The organism is Streptomyces sp. PA03-5A (assembly GCF_033792725.1).
Taxonomy (GTDB): Bacteria; Actinomycetota; Actinomycetes; order Streptomycetales; family Streptomycetaceae; genus Actinacidiphila.
The window spans coordinates 1-18,868 of record NZ_JARAVL010000049.1 but is presented as its reverse complement, the minus strand read 5'-3'; the positions used below and the strand labels follow the sequence as shown (position 1 = coordinate 18,868).

At 74.9% G+C, this 18,868-nt stretch carries 14 protein-coding genes; 7 read left to right on the top strand and 7 right to left on the bottom strand.

Annotated features, from left to right (window positions below; genetic code table 11):
* Positions 1–93: 93 nt before the first annotated feature.
* Positions 94–540, bottom strand: coding sequence for a hypothetical protein (locus tag PV410_RS39410; protein WP_500331208.1), 447 nt, complete (start codon positions 538–540; stop codon positions 94–96).
* A 128-nt stretch (positions 541–668) separates the two neighbouring features.
* Between PV410_RS39410 and PV410_RS39405 the strand changes: the two genes are divergently transcribed.
* A complete protein-coding gene (locus PV410_RS39405; protein ID WP_499510395.1) occupies positions 669–1,826 on the top strand; it encodes an ROK family transcriptional regulator in 1,158 nt (385 codons plus the stop codon).
* Positions 1,827–2,038: 212 nt separating this feature from the next.
* Complete coding sequence (locus tag PV410_RS39400) at positions 2,039–3,661, top strand: alpha/beta hydrolase (RefSeq protein ID WP_500331206.1); 1,623 nt, start codon at positions 2,039–2,041, stop codon at positions 3,659–3,661.
* A gap of 55 nt (positions 3,662–3,716) precedes the next feature.
* On the opposite strand, the gene PV410_RS39395 is transcribed toward PV410_RS39400, so the two are convergent.
* Entirely contained in the window at positions 3,717–4,481 is a 765-nt protein-coding gene (locus PV410_RS39395; RefSeq protein ID WP_500331205.1) for a GntR family transcriptional regulator, read from the bottom strand.
* Between the two features lie 260 nt (positions 4,482–4,741).
* Here PV410_RS39395 and PV410_RS39390 point away from each other — a divergent pair, with 260 nt between their 5' ends.
* Positions 4,742–5,488, top strand: a complete 747-nt coding sequence (locus tag PV410_RS39390; RefSeq protein WP_500331203.1) for an SDR family oxidoreductase — start codon at positions 4,742–4,744, stop codon at positions 5,486–5,488.
* Between the two features lie 9 nt (positions 5,489–5,497).
* Here PV410_RS39390 and PV410_RS39385 read toward each other — a convergent pair whose 3' ends face one another.
* Both PV410_RS39385 and sigJ read right to left on the bottom strand, forming a co-directional pair.
* Entirely contained in the window at positions 5,498–7,321 is a 1,824-nt protein-coding gene (locus PV410_RS39385) for a tetratricopeptide repeat protein (protein ID WP_500331201.1), read from the bottom strand.
* Between the two features lie 201 nt (positions 7,322–7,522).
* Complete coding sequence (gene sigJ, locus PV410_RS39380; RefSeq protein WP_500331199.1) at positions 7,523–8,440, bottom strand: RNA polymerase sigma factor SigJ; 918 nt, start codon at positions 8,438–8,440, stop codon at positions 7,523–7,525.
* A gap of 212 nt (positions 8,441–8,652) precedes the next feature.
* On the opposite strand from sigJ, the gene PV410_RS39375 reads away from it, so the two are divergent.
* Complete coding sequence (locus PV410_RS39375; protein ID WP_500331198.1) at positions 8,653–10,104, top strand: NCS2 family permease; 1,452 nt, start codon at positions 8,653–8,655, stop codon at positions 10,102–10,104.
* A gap of 129 nt (positions 10,105–10,233) precedes the next feature.
* On the opposite strand, the gene PV410_RS39370 is transcribed toward PV410_RS39375, so the two are convergent.
* The gene (locus PV410_RS39370) at positions 10,234–11,151 is read right to left on the bottom strand and encodes an EamA family transporter (protein WP_500331196.1); all 918 of its coding nucleotides are present in this window, start codon (positions 11,149–11,151) and stop codon (positions 10,234–10,236) included.
* Between the two features lie 48 nt (positions 11,152–11,199).
* Here PV410_RS39370 and pdxR point away from each other — a divergent pair, with 48 nt between their 5' ends.
* The 3 genes from pdxR (at position 11,200) to PV410_RS39355 (ending at position 14,895) form a co-directional block, all read left to right on the top strand.
* The gene (pdxR, locus tag PV410_RS39365; RefSeq protein ID WP_500331194.1) at positions 11,200–12,687 is read left to right on the top strand and encodes a MocR-like pyridoxine biosynthesis transcription factor PdxR; all 1,488 of its coding nucleotides are present in this window, start codon (positions 11,200–11,202) and stop codon (positions 12,685–12,687) included.
* Between the two features lie 157 nt (positions 12,688–12,844).
* A complete protein-coding gene (locus PV410_RS39360) occupies positions 12,845–14,083 on the top strand; it encodes an MFS transporter (RefSeq protein WP_500331193.1) in 1,239 nt (412 codons plus the stop codon).
* 50 nt (positions 14,084–14,133) lie between these two features.
* A complete protein-coding gene (locus PV410_RS39355) occupies positions 14,134–14,895 on the top strand; it encodes an N-acetyltransferase (RefSeq protein WP_500331191.1) in 762 nt (253 codons plus the stop codon).
* On the opposite strand, the gene PV410_RS39350 is transcribed toward PV410_RS39355, so the two are convergent.
* Positions 14,892–16,733: a glycoside hydrolase family 15 protein gene (locus PV410_RS39350; protein ID WP_500331190.1), complete on the bottom strand. Its 1,842-nt coding sequence runs from the start codon at positions 16,731–16,733 to the stop codon at positions 14,892–14,894. The genes PV410_RS39355 and PV410_RS39350 overlap by 4 nt on opposite strands.
* Positions 16,734–16,898: 165 nt before the next feature.
* Complete coding sequence (locus tag PV410_RS39345) at positions 16,899–18,737, bottom strand: hypothetical protein (RefSeq protein ID WP_500331188.1); 1,839 nt, start codon at positions 18,735–18,737, stop codon at positions 16,899–16,901.
* Positions 18,738–18,868 lie beyond the last annotated feature (131 nt).

The window sequence follows — 18,868 nt, the reverse complement described above, 5'->3', positions numbered from 1 at the left end:
CGGGGCGGGAATCGTCGCGCATGACGACACATCAGGCCGTTGCGGACAAAGGGTAGTGGGGGTGCGGCGACCGCGTCGAGGAGTGCGACGCGGTCACGGTACGACCGCGGCGTCGCCGACGGCGGCGATGAGCTGGAAGGGCAGTTCAGGGTCCCCCTGGCCGACGCACACCCCTATCCAGCGGTCCCCGACGCGCCAGGCCCATGCCTCGCAGGCGTAGCCGCACAGGGTGTCCAGCGGCGGCGGAACCGGCTCACCGTGGAAGGAGCGTTCGAGGTGGGCGGCGAGGTCGACCGTCTCGGGCGCGCCCCAGCGTTCGGTGAGCACCTCGACCAGGGCCTGACACTCGGCCTCCATGTCGTCCTCGACCTGCCCTCTGTACCCGGGGTCCCCGTCCGCGTCCCAGAAGTCCTCACTGATCCGGAGGTCCGTTATGTGGTGGCCGGGGCCGCTGTCGACCGCGCCGCAGCGCTCGCGCCGCGCCGGGAAGGGGCGGGCGCGCAGCGCGTCGACGACGGCCACGTGGCCGGGCAGGTCCATGGCTCCAGTAAACCCCGCGCCTGTGACACTTGACATCGAGTCAGTAACCCTGTGCCGGAGCTACTCGCCGCGGGCCGCCGGGACGGGTACGATCCGGCCAACACGCGCGCAAGCTGGGAGGACGTACGTTGGGGCGGCTCACCGGCGGGGACCCGTCCCTGCTCCGGCGGATCAATTCCGCGGTGGTGCTCCATGCGCTGCGCGGCGAGCCCGCCGTGAGCCTGACCGAACTGGTGCAGACGACGGGGCTGTCACGGCCGACCGTCGAGGGCGTGATCGAGGGCCTGACGGAGTCGGGCCTGGTGGTGGAGGCGCCGCAGGAGCCCGGTGACGCGCGCAAGCAGGGGCGTCCCGCGCGCAGGTTCCGCTTCCACGCGGAGGCGGGGCACCTGCTGGGCGTGGAGATCGGGGCCCGGGAGATCCGGACGTTGCTGTCGGACCTCAGCGGTCGCGTCCTGGGGTCGCTGGCGCACGACGTCGCCGACACCCTGCCGGCCGAGGAGCGCCTGGAGCGGGTCCGCGGCACCGTCGCCGAGCTGCTGCGCAAGGCCGGCGTGGCCCGCAGCACCCTGTGGGCGGTCGGCGTGGGCAGCCCGGGGATCGTGGAGACCGACGGCGCGGTCCGGCTGAGCACGGCGCTGCCCGGCTGGACGGGGCTGCCGCTGGGCGAGCGGCTGCGCCGGTCGTTCCGCTGCCCCGTCCTGGTGGAGAACGACGCGAACGCCGCCGCCGTCGCCGAGCACTGGAAGGGCGCGGCCGTCGGCACCGACGACGTGGTGTTCGTGCTGGCGGGGCTGAGCCCCGGAGCCGGGTCCCTGATCGGGGGCCGGCTGCACCGCGGCTTCGGCGGGGCGGCGGGCGAGATCGGGGCGCTGCACCTGCTGGGCCGGGAGGCCCGGCCGGAGCGGCTGCTGTCCACGACGGGGACACCGCTGCACCCGCTGGACGAGTCCGCGGTGGCCGAGGTGTTCGCGCTCGCGAGGTCGGGCGACGTCCAGGCGCGGGAGGCCTTCGACCGGTTCCTGCAGCGCCTGGTGCACGACGTGGCGGCGCTGGTGCAGGCGATAGACCCGGAACTGGTGGTGATCGGCGGCTGGGCGGCCGGACTGGACGGCGTACTGGAGCCGCTGCGCACGGAGTTGGCGCGCTACTGCCTGCGGCCGCCGGAGGTGGCGCTGTCGGCGCTGGGGCACGAGGCGGTGGCCACGGGGGCCCTGCGGCTCGCGCTGGACCACGTCGAGGAGCAGTTGTTCGCGGTGGCCAGGACCTCGCTGCTCGGCCGCTGAGCGCGCGACGCGAGCCGGGCCGCACCACCATCGGCCGGCCCCCACCGGCCCGCCCCACCGCCGACCACGCGAACCACCGGCCAGGGCAATACGGGCGAAATTCCGCGGCTCACCGGCCTGCCTGCTTGGCCCGTTTGTCCGACCAGCCGACGATCCGTCGCATCGGCGAGCGTGCCGCGCCGGCGGGCGCGGCCGGCGAAAGGGCGTCCCTCGTGCGGCGAGCAGTGGTCCTGGCAGTGTCCCTGGTGCTGGCGGCCGGCGCGGCGACCGCCCCGGCCGCCGGGCACTCCCCGGATCCCCTGGTCGCCGAGCAGCTGCGGATGGCGGGGGCCACGGTCGCGGCCCGGACGGCCGGGGCCACCAGGATCGTCTTCGGGGCGTGCCCGGCCGACAGCGGGCTCAAGGCGCCCGTGCAGTGCGGCACCGTCCGGGTGCCGGTGGACTACGCGGAGCCGGGCGGCGCGACGATCGGCCTGCTGGTGAGCCGCTTGCGCGCGGCGGGCCCGGCCTCGGTGCGCCAGGGTGCCCTGGTGTTCAACCCGGGCGGCCCCGGCTCGTCGGGGCTGTGGTTCCCGGCGGTGGGCCGGCCCGGCGTGGGCGCGGTCACCCGCAAGGTCTGGGAGACCGCGGCCAGGACGTACGACCTGGTGGGCTTCGACCCCCGCGGGGTCGGCCACTCCGCGCCGCTGTCCTGCCAGGACCCGGCGGGCCACCAGCGCTCCCCCGGCCCCGATCCGCGACTGCCCACCGCCGCGGTGAAGGCCGCCAAGCGTGCGGAGGCCCGGCGCACGGCCGACAACTGCGGCGCGCGAGGCGGCGCCCTGCTGCGGAACATGCGCACCGCGGACCTGGCACGGGACCTCGACGTCATCCGCGCCGCCCTGGGCGAGCCGCGCCTCAACTACTACGGCGTCTCCTACGGGACGTACCTGGGCGCGGTGTACGCCACCCTCTTCCCCTCGCACGTGCGCCGCATGGTCGTCGACAGCGTCGTCAACCCCGACCCGCGCGGTGTCTGGTACGGCGCCAACCTCGCGCAGGACGTGGCCTTCGAGCGCCGCTGGGCGGACTGGCGCACCTGGGCCGCCGGGCACGACCGCGTGTACGGCCTCGGTGCGACACCCGGGCGCGTGCAGGCGAGCTTCGACCGGGCGATGCGGATGCTCGGCAAGCGCCCGGCCGGCAAGGTGGGCGCGGGCGAACTGCACTCGGCGGCGGTGCAGGCCGCCTACTACGACCAGCGCTGGGCCTCCTTCGCCCATCTGCTCTCGCGCTACCTGCACGGTGACGACGACCCGCTCGTCGACGCGGCCGCCCCGGACCCCGGGCAGGCCAAGGACGAGGAGAACAGCGAGGCGGTCTACCTGGCGGTGGAGTGCTCGGACGGGGCATGGCCGCGCGACTGGAGCGTGTGGGACCGCGACAACTCACGGATCGCGCGCCAGCGTCCCTTCGAGACCTGGGCGAACGCCTGGCTGAACCTGCCCTGCGCCTCGTGGCCGGTCCAGGGCGGGCGGGCGGTGGACGTCGGGGCGCGTCCCGGGTCGGGGCTGCCGCCGGTGCTGATCGTCCAGTCGGAGCGGGACGCGGCCACACCGTACGAAGGCGCGGTCGAACTGCATCGCAGGCTGCCGGGCTCCCGGATGATCACCGAGGAGGGGCGGGGCTCCCACGGCCTGATCAGCTTCTGGAACGAGTGCGTCACCGCGCGCGTCGACCGCTACCTGATCTCCGGCGCCACCGGGGACCGGGACATCCGCTGCTCCGGGCACCCGCTGCCCGCACCCTCCGGCCGTGATGGCGCCGAGGACGCCAACACGGGCCGCTTCTACTGACCGGACGGACCGGGCGGACCGGGCGGACCGGGCGGCACGGACGCCGGAGCCGGGTTCACGACGCGGCGGCGTGCCGCTGCTGGCCGTGGTGGGTGATCTCCATCGCGCCGCTGTCGCCGAAGGTCAGCCGGCAGGTGTCGGCGCGGTAGGTGGCGACGGCAACGGCCGCGACACGTCCACCGCTGAAGTAACGGGTGGTGACGACCAGCACGGGGGCGCCGGGCAGCCGGTCGAGCTGCTTGGCGTCCTCGGCGCGGGCCGAGCCCAGCTCCACGGCCCGGTCGTCGCCGTCGAGCCCGAGGACGTGCAACTCCCGCAGGACGGCGGGGGCGTGGCCGGCCGGCGTCAGGTCGCCGGCGAGGCCGGGGACGGAGGCCCGGGGGACGTAGAGCAGCTCGGTGGCGACGGACTGGCCGCCCATCGCGCGGACCCGGCGGACGGTGTGCACCGCCTCGTCGGCGTCGGTGCCCAGCACCTCGGCGACCGCGGTGGGGGCGACGGCCTCGACGCAGCCCACCGTCCGCCACGCGTCACCCGCGGCGCCGGGCCAGCTGCCGCTCGACGGGCCGACCGAGACGCCCACGCGCGGCGGTGCGACCGTGGTGCCGACACCGCGGCGGCGCTGCAGGCGGCCCTCCAGCTCCAACTGCTCCAGGGCCTGGCGCAGGGTCGCCCGGGCGACACCGAAACGGGCGGCGAGCTCACGCTCGTTGGGCAGGATCTCACCGACCGTGAACTCGGAGTCGAGGGCGTCGATGAGGACGGTCTTGAGGTGCCAGTACTTGGGCTCCGGCACGTTCTCGAGCTGCGTGGTCCCCACCCTGTCCTCCGCAATCGGCCTGACGCCGTCCGGGGTTTGTTCAGCCTTGTTTCCGAACGGCTCTTTATTAAAGGTTCTTGCACTACTAGGCGACGATAGAGCTGCCCTCCGACTTGGTCAAGACCAATGCTCAGGGGCCCGGCCGCGTCCGGCGGGCACGGTCGCGCGGTGTTCACGAGGTGTTCGCGCCCGTCATGGGCCCGTCATGGGGCGTTCGCGCGCTGGTAGCGTTCGTGATCACGTCGAGTGAGGGAGCTGGCATGGGTCCGGTCACGGTGGTCACCGGAGGCGGCCGCGGCATCGGTGCGGCGGTCGCGCTGCGGCTGGCCCGCGAGGGGCACGCCGTCGGCATCGGTTACGAGAAGGACGCCGACGCCGCCGAGGACGTCGCCCGCAAGGTCCGGGACGCGGGCGCGCGCTGCGTCGTGGTGCGCGTCGACACCAGCGACGCCGGACAGGTGGACACGCTCTTCGACACCGTGGGCGAACAGCTCGGCGCGGTGACCGGCCTGGTCAACAACGCGGGCGTCACGGGGCCGCTGGGCCGGTTCACCGAGACCCCGGTCGAGGTCATGCGCCGGGTGATCGACGTCAACGTGATGGGCGCGATCATGTGCGCCCGCCGCGCGGCGCTGGGGATGTCCACCCGGTACGGCGGCCAGGGCGGCGCGATCGTCAACATCTCCTCCGGTGCCGCGACGCTCGGCGGCCCCGGGGAGTACGTGCACTACGCCGCCAGCAAGGCGGCGGTCGACGCGCTGACCGTGGGCCTCGCCAAGGAACTCGCCCCGGACGGCGTGCGCGTCAACTCCGTGCAGCCCGGCATGATCGTGACCGACATCCACGCCGCGATGGGCGACCCCGAGCGGCCCTGGCGCAATCCGGACCGCGTGCCCATGCGGCGGCCCGGTGAGCCGGACGAGGTCGCCGGCGCGGTGGCCTGGCTGATGTCGCCGGACGCGTCGTACACCACGGGCGCGGTGCTGCGCGTCGCCGGCGGCCTGTAGCGCCGCCCGCTACTCCCGGGCGGCGGCCTCCGCGTCGTCCTCCGCGTCGATCGTGCGCAGCACGTCGGTGGCGAGAGCGGCAACCTGCGGGATCAGCTCCGGGGTGGCGAGGGCGAGGTGGCACATCGACCAGGTCAGGGTGACGACGCGGCTCCGCCTCGCCTCCAGGGCGTCCAGCAGGCGGCGGCCGACGAGTTCTGCCGCGTCCTTTCGCACGGCGGGGTCGGTCCAGGCGGTCGCGACGATCGCGAGCGCGGCCGCCTCGCACACCCAGTCCTCGGCGTTGTCCAGCACGTCCACGAGGAGCGCACGGCGCCGCGAGACGGCCCAGGGCTCGTCGCTGCGGTGGTGCGCCAGGCCCAGGCACGCCCACACCTGCACGCACCGTATCCACAGGTCGGGGGCCTGGGCGGAGAGCGCGCGGCCCAACTCGTCCTCGCGCGGGGCCGGCGGATGGACCAGCACGCCGAGCAGGTCCTCGGGGTCGAGCCCGGAGAGCGCCACCGCGTCGTCGTAGGCGGCGACCAGGTGCGGCCAGCCGTGCCAGGCCAGGCGGCGCACCGCTTCGGCCGCCTCCGGGGACGGCGGACGGACGGCGGGCCGCGCGGTGGTGCCCTCGTAGGCCCAGAGCGCGACCTCGACGGGGCGCGGGGCGATCCGCAGGTCCGGCTCGGGCACGGACTGGATCTCGGTGACCGCGTTCGGGTACGCGGCGCGCAGCGCGAGCAGCGCGCTCGGCGGCTCCAGGGCGGAGACGGTGAGCGTCAGTCCGGCGTCCGCGGGCACGGACTGCCCGAGCGCCTGGTGCAGCAGGCTGACCACGGCCTCGTTGCCGCCGGGTATCCAGTTCAGCCACGGCGTCCCCTGGCTCAGCCGGGCGAGCAGGTCCGCGGCGTAGCCGTGTCCGGGTTCGGCCCGCAGATGGTCGGCGAGGGCCACCAGGTGCCGCAGGTCCGGCCGCACCGCGTGGCGCAGCGCGTGCACCGCGGGTCCCGCCTTGGGGTGCGCGGGGTCGGCGGCCAGCGCCCGCTCGGCCCACGCCACGCCCTCGGCGGGACGGCCGAGCGACCCCAGCAACTCGGCGACGTCGACGTACAGGTCGAGGTCGGAGGGGTCGCGGGCGACCTCGCGCTGCCAGACCTCCAGCGCCTGCTCGGGGCGGCCGGCGCTGCGCAGCGCATAACCGAGCATCACCGCGGCGGGGTGGGAGGGTTCGAGCTCGTACGAGCGCCGTGCCCAGCCCACGGCCTCCTCGGAGCCGCCCATGCGGCGGGCGAGCGTGGAACCGCACCAGAGCAGCATCGTGTGGTCGGGGTGGCGCGCGGCGCTCGCGCGGACCAGGTCGAGCAGCGGCAGCAGCGGGCCGCGCCGCTCCTCCTCCACCGGGTCGGGCAGTTGCGGCGCGACGCGCGCGGCCGCCCGGGCCACGGTGTCCGGCGCGACGAGGTCCGCGATGTCGGGGCGGCGCAGCCACGCGACGTCCAGCCAGGGCCGCTGCGGCTCGTGCCCGGCGCACTGGGCGAGCAGGCCGACGGCCTCGTCCCAGTGGCCCGCGACCGCGCAGAGGTGGCCGCGCGCGGCCACGGTGCCGATGAACGCCCGCTCCTCGGGGGCGAAGTACGTCAGCGCCGCCTCCGCGCCCCCGACGCTCGCGGCGAACTCGGCCATGGCCTCGTGGGTCTCGGGGAGCGCGGGGTCACGCGCCAGCGCGTCCTCCAGGTGCCGGGCGGCGTGCTCGAGGTCGCCCCCGGCCAGCGCGATGCGCGCCGTGGCCACTTCGCCCTCCGCCTCCAGGCGCGCCCCGTCCTCGTGGCCCTCCGGATGATCGTGCACAGCCGCTCCCCGCCTCGCTTCGCTCGTGGTGCCCCCGCCCCCGGGGCACCCTAAGCGACGGCGGCGAACCGCCTGTCGGAGTGCCTCGGCGGGAAGTCCGTGGGGAGGCGGGCCTGATGTTCTGGACCCCCGCATTACTTTCTCCTCCCGTTCACGGAGACGTGGCTGCGGGAGGACCGCCGCCGCGTGCGGGACCGGCGGTCAGGCCCTGCCCTTGTCGCGGAGGACGGGGGCCGCGGTGGCGACGCCGGTGAGCTTGCCGGGGTTGGTGAGGAGGTAGACCGTGGAGACGAGGCCGTCGGTGACCTCCAGGCTGAACACGGTGTGGGGGCGGCCGCGGGAAGTGACGACGATCGACGGGACGCCGTTCACCTCGCGGAAGGCGAAGGCGGGTTCGGCGATCGGGGTGGGCGCGATGGCGTGCAGGAAGCGGCCGACCTTGCCGGCGGTCTCGATGACCCGGAGCGGGGCGCGTTGCACGCCGCCGCCGTCGCCGAGCAGACGCACGTCGGGGGCGAGCAGGGCGAGCAGCCCCTGGAGGTCGCCGCCCACCGCGGCGGCCAGGAAGCGCTCGGTGACCCGGGCGGTCTCGGCGGGGTCGGCGTCGTAGCGGGGGCGCTTGTCCTCGACGTGGCGGCGGGCGCGGCCGGCGAGCTGGCGTACCGCGGGCTCGGTCCTGTCGAGGACCGCGGCGATCTGCGCGTACGGGAACGCGAAGGCCTCGCGCAGCACGAACACGGCGCGCTCCAGCGGGGAGAGCGACTCCAGCAGGACGAGGACGGCGAGCGAGACGGACTCGGCGAGGACGACGCGTTCGGCGGCGTCGGGCACGGTGTGCCCGAATTCGGTGGCGACGGGCTCGGGGAGCCAGGGACCGGGGTAGGACTCGCGGCGCGACCGCACCTGCCGCAGGCGGTCGATGGCGAGCCGGGTCGTGGCGGTCACCAGGAACGCCCGCGGGTCGCGTACGGTCGCGCGGTCGGCGGCGGCCCAGCGCGGCCAGGTCTCCTGCACGACGTCCTCGGCGTCGGCGAAACGGCCGAGCATGCGGTACGCGATCCCCGTGAGCAGGGGCCGGTGCCGCTCGAACTCCTCCGCCGCGCTGTCCTGGTCGCCCACGGTCCCCATCCCACCGGACGGCGGGAGGGCATGTCCAGGCAGGACGCCGCTGCGTGCCGGTTTCGACGCCGGAGTCCGGGTGCGGCGCCCAGCGGTGCCGATTCGTTAACACAAGGAAACGGATTCAAAACCCGAGCGGGCGTTCCGGCGTACACAATCCCCCCAGCCTCCAGCAGCTTTATCCGGTTGCCGTACCGACCCCGAGGAGCACCATGTCCGCTCAGGCCACCGACGTGGCGAAGGGCTCTCCGCCACCACCACCGCAGAACGCACTGGACCGCTACTTCCGCATCGGGGAGCGCGGGTCGACCTTCGGCCGCGAAGTGCGCGGCGGTTTCGCCACCTTCTTCACGATGGCCTACATCCTCGTGCTGAACCCGATCATCCTGGGGAGCGCGAAGGACAAGTTCGGCCACGTCCTGTCGACCGGTCAACTGGTCACCGCCACCGCGCTGGTGGCGGCGGTCATGACGATCGTCATGGGCGTCGGCGGCAACCTGCCGCTGGCCATCGCGGCGGGCCTCGGCCTCAACGCGGTGGTCGCCTTCCAGATCGCGCCCATGATGAGCTGGGACGACGCGATGGGCCTGATCGTCATCGAGGGCCTGGTCATCTGCGTCCTGGTGGTGACCGGGCTCCGCGAGGCGGTGATGCACGCCATACCCCAGGCGTTGAAGCAGGCGATCAGCGTGGGCATCGGCCTGTTCATCGCCTTCATCGGCTTCGTGGACGCCGGTTTCGTCAGCCGCATCCCGGACGCCGCGAACACCACGGTGCCCGTGCAACTGGGCGGCAGCGGGGCGTTGTCGGGCTGGCCGGTGCTCGTCTTCTGCCTGGGGGTGCTGCTGACGATCGCCCTGCTGGCCCGGAAGGCGAAGGGCGCGATCCTGATCAGCATCGTCGCCATGACGGTGCTGGCGATCGTGGTCGACGCCGTCGCGGACGTGAAGAGCTGGGGACTGACCACCCCCAAGGTGCCCGACGACGTGTTCGCCGCACCGGACTTCGGGCTGCTGGGTCACTTCAGCCTCTTCGGCGCCTTCGCCGAGGTCAGCTTCATCACGGTGGTGCTGCTGGTCTTCACCCTCATCCTGTCGGACTTCTTCGACACCATGGGCACGGTCGTCGGCATCACGGCCGAGGCGGGCCTGCTGGACGAGGAGGGCAAGGTCCCGAACCTGGGCCGGGTCCTGCTCATCGACGGTGCCGCGGCGGTCGCGGGCGGCGCGGCCTCCTCGTCGTCGAACACGGCCTACATCGAGTCGGCGGCGGGGGTCGGCGAGGGGGCGCGTACGGGCTTCGCCAACCTGGTCACCGGCGGCCTGTTCGCGGTGGCGCTCTTCCTGAGCCCGCTGCTGACGATCGTGCCGCTCCAGGCGGCGGCGCCGGCGCTGGTCGCGGTCGGCTTCCTGATGATGACCCAGGTCAAGAACATCGGCTGGGACGACTTCGAGATCGCCATCCCGGCCTTCCTGACAATCGCCGTGATGCCCTTCACGTACTCGATCACCAACGGCATCGGTGCCGGATTCATCGCCTTCGTGCTGCTCAAGGCCGTGCTGGGCAAGGCCCGTCAGGTGCACTGGCTGCTGTGGGCGGTGTCGGCGCTCTTCGTCGTCTACTTCGCGATCGACCCGCTCGAACAGTTGCTCGGGGTCAAGTAGGGCCCAGTGGGCCGCGGGGGCCGATGCGGCCTCCCGCGGCCCCACGATGAAGACCCCGACCGGGACGGGGGCCCCCGGTCGGGGCCGCTGGCCGGACCGGCGCTCCGCACGCGGCCCGTAACTGTCGAACTACCGGCGCAGGGCGCGAGTTCCCGCCCGTTCCGGATCCCCGGGTGTGACGTGGCCCACGCCCGCGCCCAGCGCGACCCCGCCCGCGACCAGCAGGCTGCCGGCCAGCTGCCCCGTGCCGTACGTGCCGACGCCGGCGAGCGGCGCGGTCAGCGCGGCGGAGACCGGGATCAGCCCGGAGAAGAGCGTGGCCCGCTCGGCGCCGATCCGCTGGACGCCCGCGTACCAGCAGACGAAGCCGATCACGGTGGTGACCGCCGCCTGCCAGCCCAGCGCCAGCGCCTGCGCGCCGGTGGGCGCCGGGAGGGCTTCCGCGCCGTCGAGGGCCACGCCGAGCAGTGCCGCCTCGGCCGCGGCCATGCCGCACACGCACGCGGACAGCAGCTTCGGGCCGAGCGGCCGCAGCACCGGCACGGCCAGCACCGCGAAGGCGACCTCGCCGCCGAGCGCCGCCAGCGACCACAGCAGCCCGGCGACGTCGGTGGCGCCCCAGCCCTGCACCACGAACGCCCCCGCCGCGACCAGGACGGCGGCCGCCGTCACCCGGGTCGCGGGGCGCCGGCCCTCCACGGCGGGCACCAGGACGGCGACGACGACGGGCGCGCAGCCCACCAGCACCCCGGGCACGGCGGGTTCCGCGGTGCGCTCGGCGCCCAGCACCGCGAGGTTGAAGGCCACCATCCCGGTGGCGGCCAGCAGCGCCAGCCGCGCCCACTGCCGCGGGGCGAGCGCGCGGAGCCGGGGCCCGGCGCCGCGCCGGGCGACGGGCAGCAGGAGCAGGAAGGCGAGGCCGTAGCGCAGTGCCTGTCCCCCGGCGTGGGGGTAGCCGACGAGGATCCCGGACGCGGTGAAGGAGCCGCCGACCAGGACGCAGGCGAGGGCCGCGAGCAGCGCCCCGCGGCGGTACGAGAGATCCATGCCAGGCACGCTAGGAAGGTCCGCCGGTCCGGTTTAAGGTCCAATGCGATGACGGTTACGGGGACCAGTGGGGGCGGGGACGCCGGCGAGCGCGGTACGGGTGGTGGGGGCGGCGGAGGCGGCGGTCCGTGGACGGCCGCATGGGAGTTGCTGCTGCCGACGGCCGCCGCGCCCGCCCGGCGACGCGGCCGGGTGCTCCAGGCGGCGCTGCGCGAGGCCGTCCGCACGGGGCGGCTCGCCGCGGGCACGCCGCTGCCGTCGAGCCGTGAACTGGCCGCGGATCTGGGGGTGTCACGGGGGCTGGTCACGGACGCGTACGCGCAGCTCACGGCAGAGGGGTACCTGCTGAGCCGGCAGGGTGCGGGAACGTGGGTGGCCGGCGCCGTGGCGCGGCCCGTCGCCACGGTGCCGGACGGGGCCGCCGTGGACGAGCGGGGCGGTCCGGCGGACTTCCGTCCCGGAGTGCCGGACCTGGCGCTGTTCCCCCGGGCGGCATGGGCGGCGGCGCACCGGCGGGTGCTCGGGCGGCTGCCGGACCTGGCGCTGGGCTATCCCGATCCGCGCGGGCTGCCGGAACTGCGCGGCGCGCTCGCCGACCTGCTGGCCCGCCGGCGCGGGGTGGCGGCAGGACCGGGGCGGCTCGTGGTGTGCTCAGGTGTCTCGCAGGCGCTGACCCTGCTGGGGCTGGTGCTCGCCGGGCGCGGTGTGCGGTCGGTGGCGGTGGAGGACCCGGGCAGCCCGGAGCAGGCGGCGCTGTTCGCGGCCGTGGGCCTGACGGCGGTGCCGGTCCCGGTGGACGCGGACGGGCTCGACCCGGTGGCGCTCGCGGCGTCCGGCGTCCGGGCGGCGGTGGTGACGCCGTCCCACCAGTTCCCCACGGGGACGGCCTGTCCGCCGCGGCGGCGGGCCGCACTGCTGGAGTGGGCGCGGCGCGTGGACGGCCTGCTGGTCGAGGACGACTACGACGGCGACTTCCGTTACGACCGGGCCCCGGTCGGCGCGCTGCAGGGGCTGGCCCCCGACCGTGTGGCCTACGCCGGGTCGGTCAGCAAGACGCTGGCACCGGGCCTGCGGCTGGGCTGGCTGGTGGCGCCGCCGGACGTCGCGGAGGAGGCGGCCGCGCGGAAGCGGACGATGGACCTGGGCAATCCGGTGACGGAGCAGGCGGTGCTCGCCGAGTTCGTCCGCTCCGGTCGGTACGACCGTCATCTGCGGCGCTGCCAGCGGCGGTACCGGGAGCGCCGGAACGTCCTCGTGCGGGCGTTGGAGCGGCACTTCCCCGGCGCGGAGGTGTCGGGGATCGCGGCCGGCCTGCACGTCGTGGCCACGCTGCCCGAACGCCACGGCCCCGAGCCGGCGTTCCTGGCGCGGGCGGCACGGGCCGGGGTGACGCTGCGGCCGCTGTCGTCGTACACCGCCGGGACCGGCGCGGGGCAGGCGGAGGAGGACGGCCTGGTACGGCTCGTGCTCGGCTACGCGCACCTGTCGACGGGCGACATCGAGACCTGTGTGCGTGTGCTCCGCGCGAGCGTTTGATCTCGATTCGGCAACAGCAGGTTTGAGCGGGGAATACCCCCTTATCGCCGAGCCTCGTTGCTTGATACACATGGTTCCGCGCGTTCCTGTCCGTCGATGGGCGCACTCCCCCCACCTGCTCGCCGTGCCTTCGGCCGTCCCTCACCCAGGAACGCCCATGTCTTCGCGGACCGCGCCCTCGCGCGCCCTGCTGCCGCTCGTCGCGCTCTTCTGCGCCGGCTACCTCGCGCCGTACCTCATGCCGACCGTCGTCGGCCGTCTCACCACCGGTCTCGCCCTGAGCGGTTCCCAGGCCGGGGCGGTCGGCAGCACGCTGCTGCTCGGCTCGGCCTGCGCCGGGTTCACGCTGGCCTCGCGGGTCGACCGGATCGGCCGGGCGCGGCTGGCCCGGTACGGCCTGCTGCTGATCGCGAGCGGCTTCACGACGGCCGCGGCCACCGGCCACGTGCCCCTGGTGGTCCTCGGCTGCGTCGCCGGCGGCTTCGGGTCCGGTACGTCGACCGCGGTGGCCGCCGTCGGCATCGCCGGTGAACGGGAGCCCCACCGGGTCACGGTGCTCGCGCTGCTGACCACCTCGGCGACGGCCGGGGCGCTGTACCTCGTCCTGCCGCGGCTCGGCGGGGGCCACGCCCTGCCGTTCGCGGCCATCGCCGCGACCGCCCTGCTCGTCCTCCCGCTGACCCGGCGGCTGCCCGCGCGGCCGTGCCCGCGGACCACGGCCGTGGCGCGGCACACCGGGCTGCCGCTGCCGCACCCGGGCGCCGGGAGCGTGCTCGCGGCGTCGATGCTGTGCTGGTCACTGGCCCAGAACGCGCTGTGGGGGGTGAGCGGACGCATCGGGCTGGACCGCGTGGGCCTGTCGGAGGCCGCGGTGGGCATGGTGTTCGCGGTCGCCCTCGGGGGCGGGCTGCTCGGCGTCGTGGCCGCGGGGGCCCTCGGGACCCGCATCGGGCGCGCGGTGCCCGTCGGCCTGGGCACGGTCGTGATCGCCGTGTGCGTGGCGGCCAGCGCCTCGGCCCGCGGCGCGGTCGCCTTCGCGGTCGGCGAGGTGCTGTGGAACACCGTCCACCCGGTGGTGCTCTCGTACCTGATCGGCCTGGCCGCCGCGCTCGACCCGCGCGGCCGCTGGGCGGTGTACGCCGGTTCCGCGTCCTCGCTCGGGGTGGCCTGCGGACCGCTGACCGGCGCACTGCTCGGCGCCCGGCTGGGCTTCCCGGTGATGGGCGCCGTCCTGGGCTGCCTGCTGCTCCTCGCCGCCGTACCGCTCACCGCGGTGGGCCGGGGCGCCGGTTCCGGGACCTGGGGCCGGGGCGCCGTGGCGGCCGGCCGTCGCGCCGCCGCCGCGGTCGTGGCCCGCTCGGACGTGGCCCGCTCGGACGTGAGCCGGGCGGCCTGAGGGGAAATCGGGATGCCGGGGCGGTGGCGCGTCTGGCAGGGTGCCACCTCGTGAACGACGACATCGGCACCCTCCGCATCACCCCGCTCGCCGAGCGCCCCGCCCTGGTCCCCCGGCTCTGGGAGATCACCGGGAACTGGCCGGCCTTCGTCCCCCAGGACCCGGTCGCCGGGGCCCTGTTGCACCGGGTCGCCGAGGACTTCCCGCGGTACTGCGTCGTCGCCACCGACGGCGACCGCGTCGTGGCGCGCGGGTTCGCCGTCCCCTTCGACGCCACCCGCGAGGGCCGCGAGGAGACGCCCGACCAGGGCTGGGACCGCGTCCTGATGTGGGCGTACGGCGACCTGCGCGACGGGCGTCCGGCGACGGCCGTCAGCGCGCTGGAGATCACCATCGACACCGGGTACCTGGGGCGCGGCCTGTCGCACCGCATGGTGGCCGCGCTGCGCGACACCGCACGGGACCTGGGCCACGACGCGCTGCTCGCCCCGGTCCGGCCCACGGCCAAGCACCTGCGTCCACGGCTCCCCATGACCGAGTACGTCGGCCTGCTGCGCGAGGACGGGCTCCCCGAGGACCCCTGGCTGCGGGTGCACGTCAGGGCGGGCGGCGTCGTCGTCAAGGTCGCGCCGGCCTCCATGACGGTCAGCGGGACGCTGGCCCAGTGGCGGCGCTGGACGGGGCTCCCCTTCGACCGCGACGGCGCCGTCGAGGTGCCCGGCGCCCTGGTCCCCGTGCACTGCGACACCGCGCACGACCACGCCGTGTACGTGGAGCCCAACGTGTGGGTCAGGCACGGAACGGGCGGTTAGCCCAGCGCCCGGTCCAGGTTGAAGGCGGCGCTGATCAGGGCCAGGTGCGTGAAGGCCTGCGGGAAGTTGCCGCGCAGTTCGCCGGCGCGGTCGATCTCCTCGGCGTACAGGCCGAGGTGGTTGCCGTACGTGAGCATCTTCTCGAAGGCCAGGCGCGCCTCGTCCTCGCGCCCGGCACGGGTGAGGGCCTCGACGTACCAGAAGGAGCAGATGGAGAAGGTGCCCTCGTCGCCGGGCAGGCCGTCCGGGCTCGACAGGGGGTCGTAGCGGTAGACCAGGGAGTCGGAGACGAGGTCCTTGCCGAGGGCGTCGAGCGTCGAGAGCCACTTGGGGTCGGTCGGCGAGATGAACTTGGACAGCGGCATCATCAGCACCGACGCGTCCAGCACGTCCTCGCCCTCGCTCTGGGTGAACGCGCCGCGCGCCTGCGACCAGCCGTTCCTCATGATCCGCCGGTAGATGGCGTCGCGGGCGCCGTACCAGCGCTCGCGGTTGGCGGGCAGGCCGCGGTGGTTCGCCATGCGGATGCCGCGCTCGATCGCCACCCAGCACATCACCCGCGAGTACAGGAAGTTCTTGCGGCCGCCGCGGGTCTCCCAGATGCCCTCGTCGGGCTGGTCCCAGTTGTCGCAGACCCAGTCCACGAGTTCGCAGACGGTGTCCCAGTGGCTGCTGGAGATCGGCTTGCCCCACTTGTCGTACAGGTACAGGGAGTCGATGAGCTCACCGTAGATGTCCAGCTGGAGTTGGTGGACGGCGTTGTTGCCCACCCGGACCGGTGCGGAACCCGCGTACCCCTCCAGGTGGTCCAGCTCCCGTTCGGGCAGCTCGGAGCGGCCGTCGATGCCGTACATGATCTGCAGCGGGCCGGCGGTGCAGCGGGGTCCCCCCATGCAGATGCGGTCCGACAGGAAGTTCATGAAGGCCTCGGCCTCGTCGGTGAAGCCCAGCCGGAGCAGCGCGTAGACGCAGAAGGCCGCGTCGCGGATCCAGACGTAGCGGTAGTCCCAGTTGCGCTCCCCGCCGATGCGCTCGGGCAGGCTGGTGGTGGGCGCGGCGATGATGGCGCCGGTCGGCGCGTAGGTGAGCAGCTTGAGGGTCAGCGCGGACCGGTGCACCATCTCGCGCCAGCGTCCGCGGTACCTCGACTGGGAGAGCCAGTGGCGCCAGTAGCGCACGGTCTTCTCGAACTGGTCCTCCGCCTCGGTCAGCGGGCAGCCGCGGGGGCCGACACCGTCGCCGACCTGGTCCAGGGCGAAGACGGCGGTCTCGCCCTCGGAAAGCTTGAACTCGGCCCACACGTCCCGGCCGTCGTTCTCCAGCGGCACCGAGCAGGTGAGGGCGAGGGTCTGGGCCGGGGTGGCGAAGAGCGCCTGCATCCCGTTCATGTGGACGGTGTGCGGCACGCTGCCGTACTCGAAGCGCGGCGCCACCCGCATCCGGAACGGCAGCACGCCCCGCACGCAGACCACGCGGCGGATCAGGCGGTGCCGGTCGGCCTCGTGGGAGTCGTCGACCACCGGCATGAAGTCCTGCACCTCGCCCATGCCGTCCTCGGCGAAGAACCGGGTGATCAGCACGTTGGTGTCCGGGAAGTAGAACTGCTTGGTGCGCGCGGGCACGTCCGCGGCCAACTCGAAGCTGCCGCCCCGGTCGGCGTCGAGGATCGAGGCGAAGATGCTGGGGGCGTCGAAGCGCCCGGAGCAGTACCAGTCGATGGTGCCGTTCGTGCCGACGAGCGCGGCGCTGCGCAGGTCGCCGATGAGCCCGTGGGCGGCGATCGGCAGGTACCGGCCGTCGGCCGGTGGGAACTCGGGCCGGAGGGCTTCGGCTGTCACGGTGGCCTCCTCGCGTACCGGGAAGCGGCAAAAGCCACCATTCAGACTAACCCTCCATGGCCTGCTCCTTCTCGGTCGGGACCGTGCCGGCGGCCGGGCCTACGCCTGCCCGGCCTGTGCCTGCCCGGCCTGCGCTTCCCCGGCGTGTGCCTCTCCGCCCTCCGCCTACTCCGGTCCGGCGGACCGCTCGCCGACGTATTCGAGGACGGAGCGCGCCTCGGCCCGCCGCTGCCGGGCGACCTCGTCCTCCTGGCCGCCCTCCTCGCCCTCGTACAGGGCGATCACGGCCCGGGCGCGCTCCGCGGCCGCGGTGTGCCGTCCCAGATCGGCCTCGAGCCAGGCGGCCATCAGCTGGGCCGCGCTGCGCGCGGGACCCGGTTCGAAGACGGCGACCGCACGCTCGGCGCAGGCCAGGCCCTCCTCGTACGCGGCGCGCGCCGAACCGTCCGTGTCGTCCTCGCCGGGCTCGCCGGGGCAGGCGCGGACGACCAGTTCGCCGGTCTGCCGGTGGGTCCCCGCCAGTTCGGCGCGCAGGTGCGCCGCGGCGTCCCCGTCACCGGCCGCCGTCGCCGCTGCCAGCGCCTCCTCGGCCACCGCGACGGCCTCGGCCATCACCGAGCGGCCCACGGCGAGACCGCCCTGGCCGTCGTGGAGGGCGAGCCAGGCCCGGGCGCGCAGCGAGCGGACGAGGGGGACGGGACGCTCCAGGGCACGCCAGAGCTCACCGGCGCGGGTGTACGCCTGTGCGGCCTCGCCGGCCAGCCCGGCCCGTTCCAGGCAGTCGGCGGCGAGGTTCGCCAGGACGGCGTGGTCCTGCTGCTCCTCCCAGCCCTGAGCGATCTCCGCGGCCAGCAGGAACTGCTCGGCGGCGACGCGCGGCTCGTCCAGGTCGCGCAGTGCGTCCCCCAGCCACCAGCGGGCCTGGACGACGCGCCCGTCGTGGTGGGCGCGCACCAGGTCGGGCAGGGCGGTCTCCAGGACGGTGGCCGCCTCGGCGGACCTGTCCTCGCGCAGCAACGCCCCGCCGAGCACGAGCCGTGCCCAGGCGCCGAGCTCCTCGGACATGTCGCCCTCGTCGGCCCAGTGGGCGCCCTCCAGGGCGTGGTCGGCGGCCTCGGCGTCGGCGCCGCGCTCGGCGAGCGCGGCGGCGAGCACGGTGTGCAGGTGGGCCCGGTGCACGGGGCCCAGGACCGCGGCGCCGTCCTCCAGCGCGGCGCGGGCGGACCGCTCCGCGCTGGTGTGGTCGTCCTTCTGGAGGGAGAGGTCGGCGAGGAGCGCCTCGGGTTCTGCGGCGTGCCACGGGGTTCCGGCCTCGTGGTGGAGGCGCGCGGCCCGCGCGAAGAGCTCGGCGGAGGTCGCGACGTCGCCGCGCGCGGCGGTGTGCCGGGCGTGCAGCGCGATCGCGTCGGCGAGCCGTCCGGCCATCCGGTCCTCGTCGCGGTGCTCCTCGGCGAAGGCGATGACCCGCAGCAGTTCCGCCTCGCCCTCGGCGCCGGGCGGCCGGACGTGGAGCCGGGCCAGCCAGGCCCCGGTGAGCTGGCGGGCGGTGGCCCGGCCGGTGCCGTGCAGCTCGCGCAGGGCATCGACGGCCGCGTCGAGCGCGGTCAGGGCCTGGCCGCTCTGTTCCGCGACGGCCACCGCGTAGGCGGCGCGGGCACGGCAGGCCGCGGCCTCGCCGGGCTTGCCGGCCGCCTCGAACAGCCCGGCGGCGGTGTCGAAGAGCGGTACGGCGGTGCCGGGGTCGGTGAAGGCGTCGATGCCGGCGTGGTCGGCGATCTCGGCGCGGGACAGGTCGTCCAGGGCGGTGCCGGTGCTGTCCGCGGCACGGCCCGCGGTGGCCCATGCGGCGCCCGCGCCGGGGTGCTGGGCGGCGCTGAGCCTGCGGGCCTCGGCGAGCAGCGCGGGGACGTCCTCGGCGGCCAGGTCCAGGTGAGCGCCGCCGGCACCGGACAGGACACCCTGCGCCTTCACACACGCGTCGCCCGTCTCGGGCAGCAGGGTCACGAACTCACCCCGGTCGCCCCGGGGCTCCGACAACTCGGTCGCCGTGACCGCCGTCTAGAATGCGCATGCCCGCTCGAACCCGGCCATCGGTCGGTCGGCGAAGGCATACGTCCACCGGATCACCCCACTCG

What these genes read in the sequence shown, in the direction of transcription:
- PV410_RS39360 (WP_500331193.1), top strand. Translation starts at nt 12,845, where the DNA reads ATGTCTTCGCGGACCGCGCCCTCGCGCGCCCTGCTGCCGCTCGTCGCG.
- PV410_RS39410 (WP_500331208.1), bottom strand. Translation starts at nt 540, where the DNA reads ATGGACCTGCCCGGCCACGTGGCCGTCGTCGACGCGCTGCGCGCCCGC.
- pdxR (WP_500331194.1), top strand. Translation starts at nt 11,200, where the DNA reads ATGACGGTTACGGGGACCAGTGGGGGCGGGGACGCCGGCGAGCGCGGT.
- PV410_RS39370 (WP_500331196.1), bottom strand. Translation starts at nt 11,151, where the DNA reads ATGGATCTCTCGTACCGCCGCGGGGCGCTGCTCGCGGCCCTCGCCTGC.
- PV410_RS39390 (WP_500331203.1), top strand. Translation starts at nt 4,742, where the DNA reads ATGGGTCCGGTCACGGTGGTCACCGGAGGCGGCCGCGGCATCGGTGCG.
- PV410_RS39375 (WP_500331198.1), top strand. Translation starts at nt 8,653, where the DNA reads ATGTCCGCTCAGGCCACCGACGTGGCGAAGGGCTCTCCGCCACCACCA.